Source organism: Methylovirgula sp., from assembly GCF_037200945.1.
In the GTDB taxonomy this organism is placed as follows: domain Bacteria; phylum Pseudomonadota; class Alphaproteobacteria; order Rhizobiales; family Beijerinckiaceae; genus Methylovirgula.
On the sequence record NZ_JBBCGP010000001.1, the window covers coordinates 774,482 to 793,731 of the forward strand.

The 19,250-nt window shown below is 61.0% G+C and carries 18 protein-coding genes and 1 tRNA gene; 8 read left to right on the top strand and 11 right to left on the bottom strand.

The window, feature by feature from the left end:
* The first annotated feature begins 91 nt into the window (after nucleotides 1-91).
* The gene (gene purH / locus WDN02_RS03655; protein ID WP_337292209.1) at nucleotides 92-1,684 is read left to right on the top strand and encodes a bifunctional phosphoribosylaminoimidazolecarboxamide formyltransferase/IMP cyclohydrolase; all 1,593 of its coding nucleotides are present in this window, start codon (nucleotides 92-94) and stop codon (nucleotides 1,682-1,684) included.
* A gap of 136 nt (nucleotides 1,685-1,820) precedes the next feature.
* Here the strand turns inward: purH and WDN02_RS03660 are convergent, their stop codons facing one another.
* From WDN02_RS03660 to WDN02_RS03675, 4 genes are all read right to left on the bottom strand, one after another.
* Nucleotides 1,821-2,774 (bottom strand): acetyl-CoA carboxylase carboxyltransferase subunit alpha, encoded by a 954-nt coding sequence (locus tag WDN02_RS03660; protein WP_337294856.1) that lies wholly within the window; start codon nucleotides 2,772-2,774, stop codon nucleotides 1,821-1,823.
* Nucleotides 2,775-2,899: 125 nt separating this feature from the next.
* Nucleotides 2,900-3,832 (bottom strand): ribose-phosphate pyrophosphokinase, encoded by a 933-nt coding sequence (locus tag WDN02_RS03665; RefSeq protein ID WP_337294857.1) that lies wholly within the window; start codon nucleotides 3,830-3,832, stop codon nucleotides 2,900-2,902.
* Nucleotides 3,833-3,889: 57 nt separating this feature from the next.
* On the bottom strand, nucleotides 3,890-4,312 hold the full coding sequence (locus tag WDN02_RS03670) for a DUF2147 domain-containing protein (RefSeq protein ID WP_337292210.1): 423 nt from the start codon (nucleotides 4,310-4,312) through the stop codon (nucleotides 3,890-3,892).
* Nucleotides 4,313-4,402: 90 nt separating this feature from the next.
* Nucleotides 4,403-5,143: a hypothetical protein gene (locus WDN02_RS03675; protein WP_337292211.1), complete on the bottom strand. Its 741-nt coding sequence runs from the start codon at nucleotides 5,141-5,143 to the stop codon at nucleotides 4,403-4,405.
* Nucleotides 5,144-5,419: 276 nt separating this feature from the next.
* Here WDN02_RS03675 and uvrC point away from each other — a divergent pair, with 276 nt between their 5' ends.
* From uvrC to WDN02_RS03695, 4 genes are all read left to right on the top strand, one after another.
* The gene (uvrC, locus tag WDN02_RS03680) at nucleotides 5,420-7,399 is read left to right on the top strand and encodes an excinuclease ABC subunit UvrC (protein WP_337292212.1); all 1,980 of its coding nucleotides are present in this window, start codon (nucleotides 5,420-5,422) and stop codon (nucleotides 7,397-7,399) included.
* Nucleotides 7,400-7,469: 70 nt separating this feature from the next.
* Nucleotides 7,470-8,069, top strand: coding sequence for a CDP-diacylglycerol--glycerol-3-phosphate 3-phosphatidyltransferase (gene pgsA, locus WDN02_RS03685; protein WP_337294858.1), 600 nt, complete (start codon nucleotides 7,470-7,472; stop codon nucleotides 8,067-8,069).
* Entirely contained in the window at nucleotides 8,066-8,317 is a 252-nt protein-coding gene (gene moaD / locus WDN02_RS03690; protein ID WP_337292213.1) for a molybdopterin converting factor subunit 1, read from the top strand. The genes pgsA and moaD overlap by 4 nt, the downstream gene beginning before the upstream one ends.
* A 1-nt stretch (nucleotide 8,318) precedes the next feature.
* A complete protein-coding gene (locus WDN02_RS03695; RefSeq protein WP_337292214.1) occupies nucleotides 8,319-8,768 on the top strand; it encodes a molybdenum cofactor biosynthesis protein MoaE in 450 nt (149 codons plus the stop codon).
* Between the two features lie 53 nt (nucleotides 8,769-8,821).
* On the opposite strand, the gene WDN02_RS03700 is transcribed toward WDN02_RS03695, so the two are convergent.
* Nucleotides 8,822-9,406, bottom strand: coding sequence for a hypothetical protein (locus WDN02_RS03700; RefSeq protein ID WP_337292215.1), 585 nt, complete (start codon nucleotides 9,404-9,406; stop codon nucleotides 8,822-8,824).
* A 196-nt stretch (nucleotides 9,407-9,602) separates the two neighbouring features.
* Between WDN02_RS03700 and WDN02_RS03705 the strand changes: the two genes are divergently transcribed.
* Nucleotides 9,603-9,872, top strand: a complete 270-nt coding sequence (locus WDN02_RS03705) for a hypothetical protein (protein ID WP_337292216.1) — start codon at nucleotides 9,603-9,605, stop codon at nucleotides 9,870-9,872.
* Nucleotides 9,873-9,987: 115 nt separating this feature from the next.
* A complete protein-coding gene (locus WDN02_RS03710) occupies nucleotides 9,988-10,215 on the top strand; it encodes a hypothetical protein (protein ID WP_337292217.1) in 228 nt (75 codons plus the stop codon).
* A gap of 152 nt (nucleotides 10,216-10,367) precedes the next feature.
* On the opposite strand, the gene WDN02_RS03715 is transcribed toward WDN02_RS03710, so the two are convergent.
* The 4 genes from WDN02_RS03715 to leuC all read right to left on the bottom strand — a co-directional run bounded on the left by WDN02_RS03715 (nucleotide 10,368) and on the right by leuC (nucleotide 16,537).
* Nucleotides 10,368-12,281 carry a PQQ-dependent dehydrogenase, methanol/ethanol family gene (locus tag WDN02_RS03715; protein WP_337292218.1) on the bottom strand — a complete coding sequence of 638 codons (1,914 nt, stop codon included), beginning with the start codon at nucleotides 12,279-12,281 and terminating at the stop codon, nucleotides 10,368-10,370.
* Between the two features lie 300 nt (nucleotides 12,282-12,581).
* Nucleotides 12,582-14,504 (bottom strand): methyl-accepting chemotaxis protein, encoded by a 1,923-nt coding sequence (locus WDN02_RS03720; protein WP_337292219.1) that lies wholly within the window; start codon nucleotides 14,502-14,504, stop codon nucleotides 12,582-12,584.
* A gap of 365 nt (nucleotides 14,505-14,869) precedes the next feature.
* Nucleotides 14,870-14,956 (bottom strand) — tRNA-Leu (locus tag WDN02_RS03725).
* A 174-nt stretch (nucleotides 14,957-15,130) separates the two neighbouring features.
* Nucleotides 15,131-16,537 carry a 3-isopropylmalate dehydratase large subunit gene (gene leuC / locus WDN02_RS03730; protein WP_337292220.1) on the bottom strand — a complete coding sequence of 469 codons (1,407 nt, stop codon included), beginning with the start codon at nucleotides 16,535-16,537 and terminating at the stop codon, nucleotides 15,131-15,133.
* Nucleotides 16,538-16,821: 284 nt separating this feature from the next.
* On the opposite strand from leuC, the gene WDN02_RS03735 reads away from it, so the two are divergent.
* Nucleotides 16,822-17,223: a VOC family protein gene (locus tag WDN02_RS03735; RefSeq protein WP_337292221.1), complete on the top strand. Its 402-nt coding sequence runs from the start codon at nucleotides 16,822-16,824 to the stop codon at nucleotides 17,221-17,223.
* An 8-nt stretch (nucleotides 17,224-17,231) separates the two neighbouring features.
* On the opposite strand, the gene rplS is transcribed toward WDN02_RS03735, so the two are convergent.
* Together rplS and WDN02_RS03745 are read right to left on the bottom strand one after the other, a co-directional pair.
* Nucleotides 17,232-17,714, bottom strand: a complete 483-nt coding sequence (rplS, locus tag WDN02_RS03740; protein ID WP_337292222.1) for a 50S ribosomal protein L19 — start codon at nucleotides 17,712-17,714, stop codon at nucleotides 17,232-17,234.
* 369 nt (nucleotides 17,715-18,083) lie between these two features.
* Nucleotides 18,084-19,118 carry an IS110 family transposase gene (locus WDN02_RS03745; protein WP_337292223.1) on the bottom strand — a complete coding sequence of 345 codons (1,035 nt, stop codon included), beginning with the start codon at nucleotides 19,116-19,118 and terminating at the stop codon, nucleotides 18,084-18,086.
* Nucleotides 19,119-19,250 lie beyond the last annotated feature (132 nt).

Sequence of the window (19,250 nt, forward strand, 5' to 3'; positions counted from 1 at the left end):
TTTGCCCGAATGGACGAGCCTTCTGCGACGGCGGCGACGCTGACGCATTTTCACGGACGTGCTAAAGCGCGCGGATAGTTCGAGAGGCCCGATGTCAGAAAAGCTCCATTCGATCGCTCGCGCGATGATTTCCGTGTCAGACAAAACTGGCCTCGTGGAGTTCGCGCAAGCGCTCGCGGCGCGCGGTATCGAGATCGTCTCGACCGGCGGCACGCATAAGGCGCTCGTTGCGGCAGGCATCGCCGCGCGTGATGTTTCGGAACTCACCGGCTTTCCCGAAATGATGGACGGCCGCGTCAAGACGCTGCATCCGAAAGTGCATGGCGGCCTGCTTGCCATCCGCGAAAACCCGGAGCACGAAGCGGCGATGCTGGCGCACGACATCGCGCCGATCGATCTTCTCGTCGTCAATCTTTATCCGTTCGAAGCGACGGTCGCCAAAGGCGCCGACTTCGACGAATGTATCGAAAACATCGACATTGGCGGCCCCGCAATGATCCGCGCAGCATCGAAGAATTTCGACGCCGTGAGCGTGATCGTCGATGTCGCGGATTATCCGAAACTGCTTGCCGAGCTTGAAACGAACACCGGCAAGACGAGCCTCGGCTTCCGTCGTGCTTTGGCGCAAAAGGCTTTCGCGCGTACCGCCGTCTATGATGCCGGAATTTCCAATTGGTTCGCGGCGCAGATCGGCGAGAAAGCGCCATATTATCGCGCTTTCGGCGGTCTGAAGCTCGAAGCACTGCGCTATGGCGAGAATCCGCATCAGGCCGCAGCCTTCTACGCCAACGAGCAGCCGAGTTTCGGGCTTGCCACTGCCAAACAGATTCAAGGCAAGCAGCTTTCCTACAACAATGTCGGCGATACCGATGCGGCGCTCGAACTCGTCAGCGAATTCGATCCCGCGAAGAATGCGGCGGTCGCGATCATCAAACATGCCAATCCTTGCGGCGTGGCGCAGGCGCAAAGTCTCGACGAGGCTTACAGGCTTGCGCTGCGCAGCGATCCGGTCTCGGCCTTCGGCGGTATTATCGCGCTGAACCGGACACTCGATGCCGCCACCGCGCGGGAGATCATTAAAATTTTCACCGAGGTGATCATCGCGCCGGACGCAACCGAAGAGGCACGCGCGATCATCGCGACGAAGCTCAATCTGCGGCTGCTGCTCACCGGCGGCCTGCCCGATCCGCGCCGCCACGAACTCACCTTTCGCTCGGTCAATGGCGGCTTTCTGGTGCAGGGCCGCGACAACGCACTTGTCGATGACATGGAATTGCAGGTCGTCACGAAACGCGCGCCGACGGCAGCCGAACTCGCCGATCTCAAGTTCGCGTTCCGCGTCGCCAAACACGTCAAATCGAATGCGATCGTCTATGCCAAGGGCGGCGCGACCGTCGGCATTGGTGCGGGGCAGATGAGCCGCGTCGATTCCTCGCGCATCGCCGCGCAGAAGGCGCTCGAAGCCGCGCAGACGGCGGGGCTTCCAGAGAGTCTGGCGAAAGGCGCGGTCGTCGCGTCCGACGCCTTCTTCCCGTTCTCTGACGGCTTGCTGGCGGCGGCATCGGCGGGTGCGACGGCCGTGATTCAGCCCGGCGGCTCATTGCGTGATGGCGATGTCATCGAGGCGGCGGACGCCGAGGGGCTCGCGATGGTCTTCACCGGCGCACGGCACTTCCGGCATTAGGTAGCTGTCATGCCCGGCCTTGTGCCGGGTATCCACGCCGAGACATTGCTGTGATGATTATGATTAAGCAGTGGTGTGGCTGCGTGGATGGCCGGGACAAGCCCGGCCATGACGTGCCCTGACGAGCAATGACGCGCTAAATCTTCCGGCCCATCGCCAGAAACTTGTCGGCGCGGGCGTCGCGAAGCGCGTCTGGCGACATATTGCCGAAGCTCTCAAGCGCCGAGGCAATGGCATTGCCTGTGGCGGCAATCGCCGCGGCTGGATCGCGATGCGCGCCGCCGATCGGCTCGGAAATGATCGCATCGATGAGACCGAAGCGCAGCAAATCCTGCGCAGTGATCTTCATATTGGTTGCGGCGTCTTGCGCCCTGGCCGCATCGCGCCAGAGGATCGAGGCCGAGGCTTCGGGCGAGGCAACAGTGTAGATCGCATGTTCGAGCATCAGCACGCGATTGCAGGCGGCGATCGCAATGGCGCCACCTGAACCGCCCTCGCCGATGACGACCGCGACATTTGGCACGCCGAGCGACAGCGACCTGTCGGTAGAGCGGGCAATCGCCTCGGCTTGGCCGCGCTCTTCCGCATCGACGCCAGGAAACGCGCCCGCCGTATCGACCAGCGAAATCACCGGCAACGAAAAGCGGTCGGCGAGCTCCATCAGCCGCACGGCCTTGCGATAGCCTTCCGGCCGCGCCATGCCGAAATTATGCTTGAGGCGCGTCTCGGTGTCATTGCCCTTCTCTTGCCCGATGAGGCAAACCGAGGTGCCGCGAAAACGCGCGAAGCCGCCGATAATGGCCGCGTCCTCGCCAAACAGCCGATCGCCGGCGAGCGGCGTGAAATCGGTGACAAGGCCGGCAACGAAGTCAGCGTAATGCGGCCGTTGCGGATGGCGGGCGACCTGGGTCTTCTGCCAGGGCGTGAGGCCGGCATACAGATCGGCCAAGGCCTTCTCGGCGCGGATTTCGAGCCGCGTCAGATCCTCGCTCCCCACGCCATGCTCACCGTCGCCGACAAGCGCGCGCAATTCCTCGACTTTGGTGTCGAGGTCGGCAACCGGTTTTTCAAAATCGAGGTAGGTGCGCATAAAGCCAGTCAGGTGAACAAAGCGGGGAGAACTGCCGAAATAGACGCTTTCAGTCAAGCAAGATGGGGTTTCGCGCCAGCCTCATAAAGGCGCATCGCGAAAGAAGATTAATCCGGCGCCCGAATTCAATCGAAAAGGCTCGAAACGCTTTCTTCCTTGGCGGTGCGCGCGATTGCCTCGCCGATCAGCGGGGCAATCGGCAGAACGCGGATGTTGTTGGTCTGAAGCATCGCTTCGGTCGGCGCGATTGTGTCGGTGACGACCAGCTCCTTGAGAGAGGACTTGGCGATCCGTGCCACGGCGCCGCCCGACAGCACGCCATGCGTGATGTAGGCGTAGACATCCCTGGCGCCCTGCGCAATGAGCGCGTCGGCGGCGTTGCAAAGCGTGCCGCCGGAATCGACGATGTCATCGACGAGAATACAGGTCTTGCCGGTCGGATCACCGATGACATTCATCACTTCAGATTCGCCCGCCCGTTCGCGCCTTTTATCGACGATGGCCAACGGCGCGTCGATGCGCTTGGCAAGCGCGCGGGCGCGCACGACGCCGCCCACGTCGGGCGAAACGACCATGACGTTTTTCAGGTCGTTGCGCTCCTTGATGTCGCGCACCATCACTGGCGCCGCGAACAAATTGTCCGTCGGAATGTCGAAAAAGCCCTGAATCTGCCCGGCATGGAGATCGACCGTCAGCACGCGGTCGGCGCCGGCGCGGCTGATGAGATTGGCAACGAGCTTGGCCGAGATCGGCGTGCGCGGACCGGGTTTGCGGTCCTGCCGCGCATAGCCGAAATAGGGAATGACCGCAGTAATGCGCCGGGCTGACGCGCGGCGGAGCGCGTCGGTCATGATCAGCACTTCCATCAGATGGTCATTGGCCGGGAACGACGTCGATTGCACGACGAACGTGTCCTGGCCGCGGACGTTCTCCTGGATCTCAACGAAAATCTCCATATCCGCGAAACGCCGCACCTGACACTTGGTCAAAGGCACGCCGATGTAAGCGGCGATGGCAGCGGTCAGCGCATGATTGGAATTACCAGAGAGGATTTTCATCGACATCGACATTGACGGATAAGACGCCCGTGCGTCCATAGAATTGAACGGCGGTGCTTAACGCACCCGCGTCCATGTCTCGCCGCCGCAGGCGCCGCCGCCCGGCACACAACCTTGAATGCGCAACGCCGCGGCGCTCTGCACCGAAACGGAGATCGTATAGGTCTGGCCGTCCTGGGCATTGTAGCTATAGCCCGCCCAATTGTTCGGGCCGTGGGCCCGCAGGCTATAAAGAACTTCGAGGCCGAGAACGGTGTGATTGCGCCGGCGCGGATCGGGATTATGCACGTCCTTGCCCGCGGGCGTGATCGTCTGCACCACTTTGCCACACCAGGCCGCGCCGCAGCGATGAATGCGGATCGTCGCGGTGCCATCGGCAACGCGCCAGTCACCGGCCGGCGTGATTTCGGCGAAAGCGGCGGTCGAGGCCAAGAGCAAACCTGTCAAGCAAAGCGGGCGGGCAAGCTGCGAAAAGGTCATAGGCTATCCTCGTGTTCAAACTTTTCTTCGCGGTCTGCAAAGCTGCGACCGGCGGCCGGGGGTGTGCTTATAGCATCGGGAAAGGGCTGGCTAGCGCTGCGCAGTCATACCGTAGCCATTACTGGCAGGGGCCACGGCACTAGCGGGGGCCCCGGTTGGCGTGGTGGCTGCTGCAGGCCCTGAGGCGGCAACCACGGTTCGCCCGTCTTGCGCTGGCGGCGGCGCGCCATCTGCAACCTGCTGCGTTGGCGCCGTGGCGGGCGTGCTCGCGGCGATCGCCTCGGGCGTATTGGTCATGACAGCGGCGAGGTCGGCGGCGCTTTTCTGCGCCACTGTTGCCAGAACGTCATCATTGACCAGCGACCAGGGATCCGGCGCCGTACCGCGGAGGACGACCTCATTCTCGACGCGCTGCGTGCGATGCTTCCCGGCATCGAAGACATCGAGAACATACGATACGAGCGTCGCGGCATCGCCCTCGGAATCGGCACTGAGATAACCGCGCACCAGATAATTGGGCTGCCCGGCATCGGCGATCGAGATACCACCACGCTTGGCATAGGCCGTCAGCATCGCCTGGAATCTGTCGTCGAGGCCGCCCGGCGCACCGCTGATGCTGGCCACGGCCAATGTGGCACCGGACGGGCTGACGCCCGGACGCGGCGTGATATTGTCTGACGACGACGGCATGGCGGCGACCGGCGCTTGCGCCGCATCCTCGACGCAGCCGCTGAGCCCAAATCCGCACGCCAGCGCCGCCCAGATCATCCAAAGACGGGCTGCGGATACGGAATGGCGGACGGGCGTCGGAACGCCGAAGCTTCGATCCATGTCGCCTCTAATGTCGCCTCAAATAACGCCGCTTCTGCACGGCGGACCGGCGGCCGCGTGGGCCAACTTGGGGCATTGCCCGGATGGAACAGCTAACCCGATTTTAACCCAAGGTCCAGACGGGCGACCCCCGCCAGCCCCGCCTCCTGGATGAATTGCCTGCGGAATCATCTTCCTAGATCGAATCGCTGGCGGCGGCCGCATGCCCCACAACAAAGGCCAAGAGCAGCGAAATCCGGCTTTCCCTCGCCGCCCCCGCCGCCTACATCTCAACAAATGCGACCGACAGAAAATTCCGAGACCTCCAGCTTCGCCACGCCCGAAGACGCGGCGGTCGAGACCGGCGAAACCGAGCCGGTCATCGAATTTGGCGACGCGCCGCCTGATGGCGCGCTGAAGCGCGGCGTCGAGGTCATCAGGGCGCATTGGAAACATGCGCCGCCCGGCCCCGGTGTCTATCGGATGCTCGGCGCCGACGGCGAAGTCCTCTACGTCGGCAAGGCGAGAAGCGTGCGCAAGCGCATCGCGAGTTATATGCGGCTTGCCGGCCAGACCCACCGCATCGCGCGGATGATCTCGCTCACCGCCTCGATGGTTTTTGTTTCGACCGGAACAGAGACCGAGGCGCTGCTGCTTGAGACGAATTACATCAAGCAGATGAAGCCGCGCTTCAACGTGCTGATGCGCGACGACAAGTCGTTTCCCTATATTTTCATCAGCGGCGATCATCCGGCGCCGCAGATCATGAAACATCGTGGGGCGCGCGACCGGAAGGGCGATTATTTCGGCCCCTTCGCCAGCGTCTGGGCGGTCAACCGCACGTTGAATGCATTGGAGCGCGCATTTCTCCTGCGCTCCTGCACCGATTCCTATTTCGCCAATCGCACGCGGCCGTGTCTGCTGCATCAGATCAAGAGATGTTCGGCGCCTTGCACCGGTGAAATCGGACTTGGAGATTATGCGGAACTGGTCGGCGAGGCACGCGCCTTTCTCTCCGGCAAGAGCCGCGCGGTGCGCGACATACTCGCGACCGAAATGAACGAAGCCGCCGAAGTGCTTGCTTATGAGCACGCGGGGCGGCTGCGCGACCGTATTGCAGCGCTCTCCAATATCCAGGGCGCGCAAGGGATAAATCCGCATTCGGTCGAAGAAGCAGATGTGTTCGCCATCGCCGAGGAAGCGGGACAATTCTGTATCGAAGTCTTCTTCTTCCGCACCTATCAGAACTGGGGCAACCGCGCGTATTTTCCGCGTGCCGACAAGAGCCTCAGCCCAAGCGAAGTGCTCGATGCCTTCGTCGCACAATTCTATGCCGACAAGCCCGCTGCCCGGCTCATCCTGCTCTCGCACGAGATCGAGGACCGCGACCTGCTCGAACGCGCGCTTTGCGAACGCGCCGGGCATCGCATCGAAGTCGCCGTGCCGCAGCGGGGCGAAAAGAAAGACCTTGTCGATCACGCCACGCAAAATGGGCGCGAAGCGCTCGGCCGCAAACTGGCAGATAGCGCGAGCCAGGAAAAGCTGCTCGCGGCGCTCGCCACTGCGTTCGGCATCGAAGATACGCTGCGGCGGATCGAGGTCTACGACAATTCCCACATCATGGGCACGAATGCCGTCGGCGCGATGATCGTCGCCGGGGCGGACGGGTTCATGAAGACGCATTATCGCACCTTCAACATCAAGGGCGAGGATTTAACGCCCGGCGACGATTTCGGCATGATGCGCGAAGTGCTGCGCCGCCGCTTCACCCGTCTCGCCAAAGAGGACGAGGGCGCCAACCAAGACCCCGAGGCTTTTCCGCAGCGGCCTGACCTTATCCTGATCGACGGCGGCAAGGGCCAGTTCGAAGCAACGCGGACCGTACTCGCCGATCTCGGCGTCAACGATGTCGCAATCGTCGCGATTGCCAAAGGGCTCGATCGCGAAGCGGGCCGCGAAACATTTTTTGTCGAGGGCAAGGAGCCGTTCCGGCTGCCGCCGCGCGATCCGGCGCTTTATTTCGTCGAGCGATTGCGCGACGAGGCGCATCGCTTCGCCATCGGCACGCATCGCGCTCGCCGCAAGAAGGATTTTACCCGCAGCCCGCTGGATGAGATCGCCGGCGTCGGCCCGGCGCGCAAACGCGCGCTGTTGCAGGCCTTCGGCACGGCCAAGGCTGTTGCTCACGCCGGCTTGGCCGATCTCGAAAAGGTGGACGGCATCAATTCCGCCACGGCGAAGCTCGTCTACGATTTCTTCCATGGCGAACGGGCGTAGCGGTGCCACACCATTCACACTCACGCATCCTTCTATTGACCTTTCGCGCCACGGCATGTTCCTTCGCCCTATGGCCGTGTCCAGTCTCACGCGCGGGTCAAGCCGTCGCTTCAGCCTTCCCAACCTGTTGACCTACGGCCGGGTCGCGGCCGTGCCGGTGGTGGTCGGCTGCCTGTTCTGGCCGGAGGTCGCGGCAGCGCGCTGGGCGGCGCTGGCGATTTTCATTCTCGCCGGCATCAGCGATTTTCTTGATGGCTATCTGGCGCGTGCCTTGGCGCAGCAATCCTCGCTCGGACGGATGCTCGACCCGATCGCCGACAAATTGCTCGTCTCGGCGGTCCTCCTGATGCTCGCCGCCGACCATACGATTGCTGGCGTCTCGCTCTGGGCGGCGATCGTCATTCTCTGCCGCGAAATTCTCGTCTCGGGCCTGCGCGAATTTCTCGCCGAACTCAAAGTGTCGGTGCCGGTGAGTCGGGTCGCAAAATGGAAGACGTTTCTACAGCTCGTCGCGCTCGGCTTTCTCATCGCCGGGCCGGCTTCAGCGCCAGTCATCACGACGATCGGCCTCGGCCTGCTCTGGGTCTCGGCGATCCTTACGTTTTACACCGGGGGTGATTATTTCATTGCGGGGGTCAAACATCTTCTCGCCGAGGATGAGAAAGTATGAAGGCCCGTTATTTCGCCTGGGTGCGTGAGCGCATCGGCCTCGCCGAAGAAGAGATCGCGCCGCCAGCCTCTGTCGAGACCGTCGCCGACCTGATTGCCTGGCAACAGGAGCGTGGTGAGAATTATGCCGCGGCTTTCGCCGATGCGGCGACGATCCGTGCCGCCCTCGACCGTCAGCACGTCAAGCCTGCGGCAAAGATCGCCGATGCCGCCGAGATTGCCTTTTTCCCGCCTATGACGGGGGGCTGACATGGCGCAGCGGATCGTCCGCGTTGTAGACCAGCCCTTCGACATCGCCGCCGAAACGGCGACATTGGAACTCGGCGCCGGCACGGGCGCACTCGTCACCTTCACCGGGCTTTGCCGCGACGAAGGCGGTATGCTCGCGACGCTCGAAATCGAAGCCTATCCGGAAATGGCCGAAGCCGAAATCGCGCGTGTCGTGGACGAAGCCGAGCAACGCTGGCCGCTCGATGCCATAGCGGTCATCCATCGCTATGGGCATATTCGCCCCGGCGAAGCCATCGTTTTCGTCGCGACGGCCAGCGCACACCGCACTGAGGCCTTTCACGCTGCGGAATTCCTGATGGATTATCTCAAGACCCGCGCGCCATTCTGGAAGAAGACGCATCGCAGCGGCGGCAGCGGCGACTGGGTCGCCGCGAAGGATGACGACGAAGCTGCCGCCGCGCGCTGGTAACTTTTGTTCGACGCGCAAGTTGATCCGAAAGTCTGCAACTTTTCGGGATTATGCTAATTCGACTCCGCCGGCGCTTTGATGTCAGCGTAATCGTAGTGCAGCGACAGATGCTGATGCCGGACTTTGCCATCCGGCGCGGTCGGGCCACCGACGTCGGTTTCGGAGCGCTGGATAGCACCGTCGGCCACCCAAACTTTGGTTGAAACGCTCATCGTGTCCGTCTTGTCCCCGCCGGTATAGACCGCGAGCGTCTTGCCATCGGCCTTTTCATCGGGCAGGCGCGTGCAATCGTTGAAATTGTTGGCGCTGTCTTTCACCTTGGTTCGCAGGTCGGCGATATTGGCGTGGATGTCCTTCCACTGTCCCGTCGGCAATTTCACGAAGACCTGCGTGCCGGTGAAGATGGTCTCGGTCTTGATAGCCGGCATGGCCTCGGCGCCCGGAATAGGCGGGTCTTTCGGATCGAACGCGATTGTGCCGACGCTGTGATATGGCGTCTTGGAATTCATCAGCATCGCATCCGCAATGCCTTTGCAGGCGGCATCGTCGGCCCGCGCGGCGCCAAGCCCGAACGCCGAAACTCCCATAAATCCGCAGATCAAAGCGGGGCTCGCCCAGAGGGCTACCTTCGAACGCATTCCAACACTCCCTGTTCTTATCATTCCCGGTCGGGCTGGCTTATATCCCGGCTATCCGGGATCGTCACCCTGCGCCAATCGCTTTAATCTTGGGCGATATCGGGGCGCGGCGGTGGTCTCTCGAGGCAGAGCCGATGCTGCTATGCTATTCTCCAGCTGCAGCTACAAGCCTGCGGGAAATGAGGGGAGATTGGGTATGTCGGAGACAATATCGCGTCGCCAACTTGCGCTGATGTCGGCGCTCGCCTCTGCCGGGACGTTAGCGGCCGTGCGACCCGCGGCCGCCTACCAGGGGAACATGGAGAATGCGCTCGGTTCGCTGCACGAGGCGCTCGATTTTCTTCGCCAATCCACCCCGAACAAGGGCGGTCATCGGGAGCGCGCGATGCAATTGGTCCGCGATGCGATCCATGAGGTTCGGGCGGGCATCGACTTTGCTGCAACGCACGGCGGCGGAGGGCAGTGAACGCGAAGCGCTCGCGCGACTTCCGGTTTTTCCCGGATTTTTTACAAAATTTCTAATTATCAGAGCGGAAACTTCATGGAATCCTACGCCCGTTTATAAAAAATGGGAGGAAGCTATGAAGAAGTTGATACTTGCCTGCGGATTCGTCGTTGTTGCCTGCGCACCAGCGCTCGCTGACGACACATATTCGCTTGTCAAAGATACCGTCGGAAATTGTTCCGCCGCGGTTACATCGACCCATTATCCCGGCATGAAGATCGTCGGCGACAAAACCTATTCGTCGATTCAGGACGCCAACAAGGCGCTCGACGACCTGAAGGATTGCGCCGGTCTCGTTCGATAACAGGTCAGCGCAAAGCGCGTAGTGTCATTATCCGCGTTGGCGCGGCGGCGAAGTTAGATGGCGCCTAGCTGGGCCAAGATCGGACAGCCCAAGAATGCAAATGGCGCCCGGGTCGAAAGACCCGGGCGCCATCCTGTTAATATCGCAACCGCTTACTGGTAGAGGCGGAAGGTCGAGACCATGCCACCCTGCGGGATCATGGCAAGGCCAGTGGCCTTGGTCATGGCCGTCGCGCCGATCGCACCGAACTTGTCGCTGAGATCGAGGCCAGCCGTAACCGGCAGACCAATCCAGCCGCCGATGCCGGAATAAACCGACACGTACTGCTTGCCCTTGACCTCATAGGTGATCGGGTTGCCGATGATGCCCGAGCCGAGCTTGCGCTGCCACACGATTTCACCAGTTTTACGATCGACGGCGCGGAAGTCACCACCAAGGCTGCCGTAGAACACGAGACCACCGGCGGTGTTCACCGTGCCGCTCCAGTTCGGGAACGGATCCGGGATGTCCCAATCAGCCTTGCCCGTCAGAACGTCGAACTTCTTGATGCGACCGGTCACGCCGGGCTTCTCAGGATACATATAGACGTTCGAGAACACGTAGACCGTGCCCTGCTGCTGGTAGGCCCGGGTCTGCGGGTTGTCTTCCATGCACCAATTGTTGGTCGGCACATAGAACTTGGTCGGATCGTTCGGATCGACCGAAGCCGGCTGCTGGTCCTTGCCGCCCATCGCCGACGGGCAAGCCTGGGTGTTGCGGCCGACTTCGAGCGGCGAATGCTCCGGCACCTTGACCGGCAGTTCGGTCTTCATGTCGTACTTTTCGGCCCAGTTCGCCGTCACGTACTTATGGGCGCGCAGCAACTTGCCCGTGACGCGGTCGAGAACGAAGACGAAGCCGTTACGGTCGAAGTGGACGAGGCCCTTGACGGCCTTGCCATCGATGTTCGGGAAGTCGACGAGGATCATCTCGTTGATGCCGTCATAGTCCCACTGGTCGAAGGGGGTCATCTGGTAGGCCCAGACCGCTTCGCCGGTGTCCGCCTTGCGGGCGAAAATGGTCAGCGACCACTTGTTGTCCCACTTGCCGGAGTTACAGCCAGCCTGCGTCAGAGGCTTCTCGCCGCAGCGATAGCCGGGGCTCCACAGACCGGGGTTACCCGTTCCGTAATAGACGTAGTTCAGCTTCGGATCGTAGCTGTACCAGCCCCAGGCCGCACCGCCGCCGATTTTATAATTGTTGTCTTCGGGGAAGGTGTGGATGCCCAGGTCGCCAGTGGTATGGCTGTGCCGCTGATTGTCCTTATTCGTATCGGCGGTGATGCCGACATCGACATCGGAGCCGGTGCTGTATTTTTTCCAAACCAGCTTGCCGGTCTTAAGGTCATAGGCGCTGAAGGAGCCGCGGGCGGCGAATTCGTCGCCACCGAAGCCAACGAACACCTTGCCATCCGCAATCAGCGGCGCCGGTGTGCCGTCTTCACCCTTGTCCGGGTAGTTGTTCTTGACGACCCAGGCTTCTTTGCCGGTCTTCGCGTCGAGCGCGATCAGCCAGCCGTCGAGGGTCAGGTAGACAACCTTGCCGTCGGCATAGGAACCACCGCGGTTGACGGTGTCGCAGCAAGCGCGCGGAACAGCCGATTCATCACGATCGGTCTTCTTGACGTAGTTCCAGACTTCCTTCGGATAGTCGGGATCGCTCAAATCGAGCGCCTGAACGATGTTCGGCCATGCGCTGAAGATGTACATCATCGGCGTGCCGTCGACATCAACGACCAGCGACTGCCCTTCATGACCGCGCAGAGCGCCGGTCGACTGGTCCCAGGCAAGCTGAAGATGCGAGATGTTCTTCGTATTGATCTGGTTCAGTTCGCTGTGGCGGGTGAGTGCAAGATCACGTCCCGGCGCCGGCCACAGATTGGGGTTTTTAGCAAGCGTGGAGGCGTCTTCCGCGAAGCCTGCCCCGGCATATAACCACGCGCCGGCAATCCCGGCGCAGATCGATATTACCCTACGACACTTCATTCCGATTCTCCATTCCAACGAATTATTTTCGACAACAAACAACGCCCGCGATCACAAACCCGAGAGCTTGCGAAGCGGGCATGGCCGAATCTGAAAGTTGAGCCGTGAAAGCCTGGCGGCCTTGTTCACTCTATTGCGAAAGCTATTTCGTCTCTCGATTCAAAGACCTCGGGGAGAGGCGGAATCGAAGCGGGCGCCGCTTTTTCTCTAACCGCGCATAATGCTTAGGAAAATCCGAAAAGCTACAGGACTAATTCCCGACCATTTCGGGATTTAGAGACGGGGAATGTCGGCACGGCTCCGAGATCGATAAGCGCGGGCCGACCTGCGGGTCCCGAATTGTCAGAACTCTTCCCAGGCTTCGTCTTGTGCAGGTGATAGAACCTTCCGAGCGGCGCTGCCGACTGTGCGCAAGAGAGGTCGTGGCGAAGCCTTTGGCGTCTGCTGCTTTGCCGCCTGCTGCTTTGCCGCCTGCGGTCTTGGTGCCTGTGGCGATGCGGCCGAGGCCCGCTGTGACCGGCCCATGTTTTGCGAAGATGAATCGCGCTGGTATGCGTCCGTGCCGGTTTGAAACTCGCCGACGATAACCATCAAGTCTTTGGCTTCGTCTTTCAGACCGTGAACAGCGGCCGTCGATTCCTCAACCATGGCGGCGTTTTGCTGAATGATCGTGTCCATGCTGCCGATCGCCGTATTAATCTCCGCCAAGCCCCCGGATTGCTCGTTCGAGGATGTCGAGATTTTGTGAATCAGCGCATCCATCGCTGTGACCTTTTCCGTGATCTCGCCAAGTGCCATCCCCGTCTGGCTGACATGGGCGACCCCGTTATCGACTTCGACGGTCGCCGTCGAGATCAGCGCCTTGATCTCTTTCGCCGCTTCGGCCGAACGTTGCGCGAGCGCGCGCACTTCTGAGGCCACGACTGCGAAACCGCGTCCCGTCTCCCCAGCGCGCGCCGCTTCAACCCCAGCATTGAGCGCGAGTAAACTCGTCTGGAACGCGATTTCGTCGATCACGCCGATAATCTGGGTGATCTGGTTGGACGATTCCTTGATCTTGTCCATTGCCTGGACTGCTCGCGCGACGACCTGACCCGAGGCTTCGGCGGATTGCCGCGTGGCGCGCGCGACCGTCGCAGCCTCATCGGCATCGGCCGCCATCTTCTTCACGGTTCCGGTGATGAGATTAAGCGCCGCCGCGCTCTCTTCGAGGCTCGCGGCCTGCTGCTCGGTTCGACGGGAAAGATCGTCCGCCGCGATGGCAATTTGGTCGGAGCCGGAATCGATACTCACCGTGGCCGCGATAATCGTGCGCATCGCCTGATTGAGGCTTTCCGCTGTCGCGTTGAAATCAGCACGAATCTTTTCATATTCCGGTGGGAACCCTTGTTCCAGCCGGCTTGTAAGGTCGCGTTTGGCCAAACGGCCGAGCCCCTCGGCGAGCGCCGCTACAACCGTCTTCTGCCGATGCTCGGCCTCCGACCGAGCCTCGTCATTGCTTTTGCGCGTCACCTGCGCGGCCTCATTCAAACGCTCGGTTTCGATTTCCGCAGCCTTGAGCCGCAGTCCATTGTCCTTAAAGACCTGGACGGCGGCGGCCATCTCGCCGATTTCGTCGACGCGCGTGCGTCCGACGATCTCGGTTTCATAGTCGCCGCGCACCAGGCTCTGCATATTCGTTGTCAGCGATCCCAGAAGCTTCGAGACGGAACGCCGCATCATCAGAATGATTGCGATCAATCCAAGAAAGAGCGGAACGAAGATCGCGGAAAGCTTCAACATGCTCGCGACGAAAGTGGCTTGAATGTCGTCAACGTAAAGACCGGCACCGACAACCCATTGCCATTCCGGAATCGCAAGCGCATAGCCGACCTTCGGCTGCGGCTGCGGATTGTCGGGCCTTGGCCAATAGTAGAAATTGTATTGTGGACTCCCGGCCTTCGCCGATTCGATCATCGGAAGAACGGTGGGATGACCATAAGCGTCGACGTTATGGGAAAGATTCTTTCCGATCGACCCGCGCATCCGCTCGTTGATTGAGAGCAGAACGCAGTCGTAATCGTACAAAAAGAAATAATTGTTGCCGTCGAACTTCATCGCCGCGATGAGCGCCTTGGCCCTTTTCTGTGCCTCGGCCGTGCTCAAAGCACCGGCTTTTTCCTGCTGGACCAGGAAGTCTATGCTCGATGCCGCGCTCTCAACCAGGCTTCGCAGATCCTGGCGCTTTTCTTCCAGCGCGAGATCGTAACTTTGCTTCAAAGTCATTCCCAGGCCCAGAAGCGTCAGAACGACAGCGAGTAGACCTAGCAGCGTGAACTGCCTTGGAATCGAAAGGCGAGAAAGCAAAGCAAACATTTCAGAATCTCACAGGGGTGCGACTCAAAAATGCTGCACTGCAACCGTTAAAAATTCATACGAAACGTTGAATGCCGTCCGAAAATTGGATGCTTATCTGCCGGATCAATATGACGACGGACTATTGATGATCGCGCAAAGCGCTCCAGGAGCGAAGCACGCGGCACATGGGCCTCGACAGCAATGTCAGATGAAGCGTCCAAGCCGCAGCATGAACGCACCGATGCTCAATCAGAAAACGGCATCGCCGCCGAGAGCATCATGATTTTTATTTTTGGTGCGGGCGGTCGGAATCGAACCGACACTCTGTCACCAGAACCAGATTTTGAGTCTGGCGCGTCTACCAGTTCCGCCACGCCCGCCCGCGCATGTTCCGAAAAAGCTAACCCACTTTTCGATGAGAACATGCTCAGAATTGTGCCGAGGCGCTCACTTATAAGATTGATTTGCGGCCCGCAAGACGCGAGCCGCAATTTCAAACTGGTCTTTGCGCATCACCTGATCCGAAAAGTCCGCAACTTTTCGGCACGATGCGGTTAATGCCAGTCGCGCACGTCGACGAAATGGCCGGCCACCGCCGCCGCGGCCGCCATGGCGGGAGAGACAAGGTGCGTGCGGCCTTTGAAGCCTTGCCGGCCCTCGAAATTGCGGTTCGAGGTCGAAGCGCAGCGTTCGCCCGGCTCAAGACGGTCGGGGTTCATCGCCAGACACATCGAGCAGCCCGGCTCGCGCCAATCGAAACCCGCCGCCTTGAAGATCTTGTCCAGACCCTCCGCCTCGGCCTGCTCTTTGACGAGGCCGGAACCCGGGACGACCATCGCGTTGACGCGCTCCGAGACTTTCTTGCCGGCGACCATTTTCGCGGCAATACGCAAATCCTCGATCCGGCCGTTGGTGCAGGAGCCGATGAATACCCGGTCGACGGCGATGTCGCTGATCTGCTCACCGCCCTGCAGGCCCATATAATCGAGCGCACGGCGGATCGAGGCACGCTTGCCTTCGCTCGCCGCAGTCTCAGGCGTCGGCACGCGACCGGTGATCGAGATCACGTCTTCGGGACTCGTGCCCCAGGTGACGATCGGCGGCAGATTGGCCGCATCTAGACGGATTTCCTTGTCGAAATGTGCGCCTTCGTCCGAGTGCAGCGTGTCCCAGAAGCGCCGCGCCGCATCCCAGTCCGCGCCTTTCGGCGCACGCGGCCGGTCCTTGAGGAAAGCATAGGTCGCTTCGTCCGGCGCGATGAGCCCGGCGCGGGCGCCACCCTCGATCGTCATGTTGCAGACGGTCATGCGGCCTTCCATCGACAAATCACGGATCGCCTCGCCGGCAAATTCGATCACATGGCCGTTGCCGCCCGCGGTGCCCATCTCGCCGATGATCGCGAGGATGATGTCCTTCGCGAAGACGCCGGGGCCGCGCGTGCCGTCAACGACGACGCGCATGTTCTTGGCCTTTGACTGGATCAGCGTCTGCGTCGCCAGCACATGCTCGACTTCCGACGTGCCGATGCCATGCGCCAAAGCGCCGAAAGCACCGTGCGTCGAGGTATGGCTGTCGCCACAGACGATGGTCGTGCCCGGCAGCGTGAAGCCCTGCTCCGGCCCGATGATATGGACGATGCCCTGGCGACGATCCTGCTCGTGGAAATAGTCGATGCCAAAGTCCTTGGCATTGGCGGCGAGAGTCTCGACCTGGATGCGGCTTTCCTCATCCTTGATGCCCTGCGAGCGATCCGAGGTCGGCACGTTATGATCGACGACAGCGAGCGTCTTTTGCGGTGCGCGCACTTCGCGCCCGGCAATTCGCAAACCTTCAAATGCTTGCGGGCTCGTCACTTCGTGGACGAGATGGCGATCGATATAGAGGAGGCAGGTGCCATCGTCCTGACGATCGACCACATGGTCATCGAAGATTTTGTCGTAGAGCGTGCGTAACTCGGCCATTTTAAAGCACTCTTCATCGGGTTACAGCCGTTCGCCGCTTGCCGGGGCGGCGCGTCTGGCGGAAACTGAGGCGTTATTAACCTCATCCCCCATATAGGAACAGTTATAAAAACATCATCGCCACTATGCGAAGGCGTCTTGGCTCGCAAGAGCAGAATGCGAAAAGTGGATGCCGGTTTTCGCGTAAATCCTGCTCTAAGTTTAAGAATCGATCATGTTTATGATTTTTGGATCGATTCGATCCGAAATCGTCGTGATCTAGGCCCGCAGCACCGGAGAACAGAATGCGCCCGCCCGTCGCGCCCTATCTCACCGTCTCGCCGGCCATGGCGGCCATTGCCTTTTATACGACCGTCTTCGGGGCCAAGCAGCAGGCGCTGATGCCGGCGCTCGACGGCTTGCGGATCATGCATTGCGAACTAACGATCAACGGCGGCTCGATCATGCTGGCCGACGCATTTCCGGAGTTTGGCAACACCCGCGTGCCCGTCCCCGGCGAGCCGATGACCGCCTCGGTCAGTCTCGAATTCGAGACGGCCGAAGAGGTTGACACCGTCTTCAAGCGCGCGGTCAGCCTCGGCAGCAAAGGCGAAACCAATCCGACGAACAGCTTCTGGGGGACGCGGCTTGCAACCTTCCGCGACCCCTTCGGTCATCGTTGGATCCTGAATGCCCCGATGGGATGAGGGCCGATTTAGCCCTTGCCACCCTTCTTCGGCGCACGGATGGCGCCGCCGGCCTTTTTCGGTGGCGGTGCCTTTTTCACGGTCGGCGCCTGGGCATTGGCCGCCTCGCGTGCAGCCTTCTGCGCCGGCGTCTCAAGCTTCTCGACAATGCGGGCCGACTTGCCGCGCCGGTCACGCAGGTAATAGAGCTTGGCGCGCCGGACCTTGCCACGCCGCACGACCTTGATCGAATCGATATTCGGCGAATGAACCGGAAAGACGCGCTCAACGCCCTCACCATAGGAAATCTTGCGAACGGTGAAGCTCTCGTTGATGCCGCCGCCGGTGCGGGCGATGCAGACACCCTCATAGGCCTGAACGCGGGTGCGCTCGCCTTCCTTCACCTTCACGTTGACAATCAGCGTGTCGCCAGCCTGAAATTCCGGGACCGGACGCACTGCAACGAGCTTGGCGACCTGGGCCGCTTCCAGCTCTTCGATAATATTAGCCATGGTAAAACCCTGCCGTTCCGCCTGGTTCGGCCTGGGCCGCCCGGCGAGCGTTTCGGAACGCTGTTTTAAGTTAAGCCGCGGCTTCTACACGAGACCGCAGGACTTGTCGAGACAACCCCATTTAGGTAGTGCCTTCCGTAATGGGCCTTTGGGTGTCAATCCTCGTTTATCCATCCGCCGGTATCACGCTTCCGTCCGTGGTCGGCGTCTTGCCGCCACAAGATGACATCAGATGGAAAGTCGGAGCCGATCTCAGTTGCGCGCTCGAAGCGCAAGGCACTACACGGTTTTCCGACCTTCCGCGTCCCGGCGAAGGGACCTCGGAGAACGTCCTTACGGACTGTTCAATTCATCAACAACATTACGACTTCATGCCGAAGCGGCGCCTTCCTCCCGGTTCCAGTGGAACTCGCTGCCATCGACCCACATGCGATGCAGGACAGTGGCCAGCTTGCGGGCCACAGCCACCAGCGCCCGCTTGGCGCCTCGCCGGCGGGCGACCATCATCCCCCAGGCTTTCAGCGACGATGGCCGCGCCTTGAACAGCAGGACCAGGGCGGCTTCATAAAGGGTAGCACGCACCATAGCGTCGCCAGCCTTGGTGATACCGCCGCTCACGTCCGTCTCGCCCGACTGGTATTTCCGCGGCGTCAGGCCGAAATGAGCGCCGACGGCACGCGATGATTTGAACCGCGCAGGATCGTCGATCGCCGAAGTAAAGGTCAGCGCCACCACCGGCCCAACGCCCGGTGCCGTCATCAACCGCCGACATATCCCGTCCTGCCGCACGATCGCCAGCAGTTGGCGGTGTAGCTTGGCGAACTCCGTCCGCAGCGCTTCCCGGCACCGCAACAGTGGCTCAATGACGCTTTCCAGCATCGCCTGGCCAGCGATCAGCTCATGCACTCGGCCGGCGAATCCCAACCTGCTCGCCAGACCAACCTTCAAACCGAAGCCCCGCAACAGGCCGCGGATCGCGACCTCAATGTCGATCATCTTGCCGAGCAGCAGCTTGCGCGCCGTTAGCAGGACCCGCGTTTCCTGCGCCGGCAGCGACTTGCGATGCACTGAACGAAACCAGCCCATGCGCAGCAGCTGGGCAATGCCGCGGGCATCCTTCCGGTCGGTCTTCACCGTCATTGCCGAAAGGGCCGCCTTGACGTGCCGGGTTTCCAGCAAGACCACTTCGTAACCGGCATCCGTCAACCCCGCGTGCAGCCACTGCGACAGCGGACCCGCCTCAAGCCCGATCCGGATTACAGGAAAAGCCAAGCCTGCAAACAGCGCCGCCAGCGCAGCCGGCTCGCTCGAGACCTTCGCCTCCCGGATGATCTGGCCTTTCTCGTCCACAATACACACGCTGCTCTGTTCCAACGAAACGTCGATCCCGGCATAATACTCCATGGCAGTCCTCATACTGTTTGGGGCCGTAAGGACCCCGTTGATCTACACATCATCAGTATCGGGGACTGCCACCCCTACCGGCTAGAGCCAGTGCGCCGGCCCATTACGTCATCTCAGTTTGAATTTTAGAAT

Bases quoted from the DNA above. Each gene is read 5' to 3' on its own strand.
- WDN02_RS03705 (WP_337292216.1), top strand. From the start codon at position 9,603: ATGTCGGAGACAATATCGCGTCGCCAACTTGCGCTGATGTCGGCGCTC.
- rplS (WP_337292222.1), bottom strand. From the start codon at position 17,714: ATGGCTAATATTATCGAAGAGCTGGAAGCGGCCCAGGTCGCCAAGCTC.
- WDN02_RS03695 (WP_337292214.1), top strand. From the start codon at position 8,319: ATGGCGCAGCGGATCGTCCGCGTTGTAGACCAGCCCTTCGACATCGCC.
- WDN02_RS03735 (WP_337292221.1), top strand. From the start codon at position 16,822: ATGCGCCCGCCCGTCGCGCCCTATCTCACCGTCTCGCCGGCCATGGCG.
- leuC (WP_337292220.1), bottom strand. From the start codon at position 16,537: ATGGCCGAGTTACGCACGCTCTACGACAAAATCTTCGATGACCATGTG.
- WDN02_RS03720 (WP_337292219.1), bottom strand. From the start codon at position 14,504: ATGACTTTGAAGCAAAGTTACGATCTCGCGCTGGAAGAAAAGCGCCAG.
- WDN02_RS03710 (WP_337292217.1), top strand. From the start codon at position 9,988: ATGAAGAAGTTGATACTTGCCTGCGGATTCGTCGTTGTTGCCTGCGCA.
- WDN02_RS03660 (WP_337294856.1), bottom strand. From the start codon at position 2,774: ATGCGCACCTACCTCGATTTTGAAAAACCGGTTGCCGACCTCGACACC.
- uvrC (WP_337292212.1), top strand. From the start codon at position 5,420: ATGCGACCGACAGAAAATTCCGAGACCTCCAGCTTCGCCACGCCCGAA.
- WDN02_RS03700 (WP_337292215.1), bottom strand. From the start codon at position 9,406: ATGCGTTCGAAGGTAGCCCTCTGGGCGAGCCCCGCTTTGATCTGCGGA.
- WDN02_RS03745 (WP_337292223.1), bottom strand. From the start codon at position 19,118: ATGGAGTATTATGCCGGGATCGACGTTTCGTTGGAACAGAGCAGCGTG.
- WDN02_RS03665 (WP_337294857.1), bottom strand. From the start codon at position 3,832: ATGAAAATCCTCTCTGGTAATTCCAATCATGCGCTGACCGCTGCCATC.
- pgsA (WP_337294858.1), top strand. From the start codon at position 7,470: ATGGCCGTGTCCAGTCTCACGCGCGGGTCAAGCCGTCGCTTCAGCCTT.
- purH (WP_337292209.1), top strand. From the start codon at position 92: ATGTCAGAAAAGCTCCATTCGATCGCTCGCGCGATGATTTCCGTGTCA.
- WDN02_RS03670 (WP_337292210.1), bottom strand. From the start codon at position 4,312: ATGACCTTTTCGCAGCTTGCCCGCCCGCTTTGCTTGACAGGTTTGCTC.
- WDN02_RS03675 (WP_337292211.1), bottom strand. From the start codon at position 5,143: ATGGATCGAAGCTTCGGCGTTCCGACGCCCGTCCGCCATTCCGTATCC.
- moaD (WP_337292213.1), top strand. From the start codon at position 8,066: ATGAAGGCCCGTTATTTCGCCTGGGTGCGTGAGCGCATCGGCCTCGCC.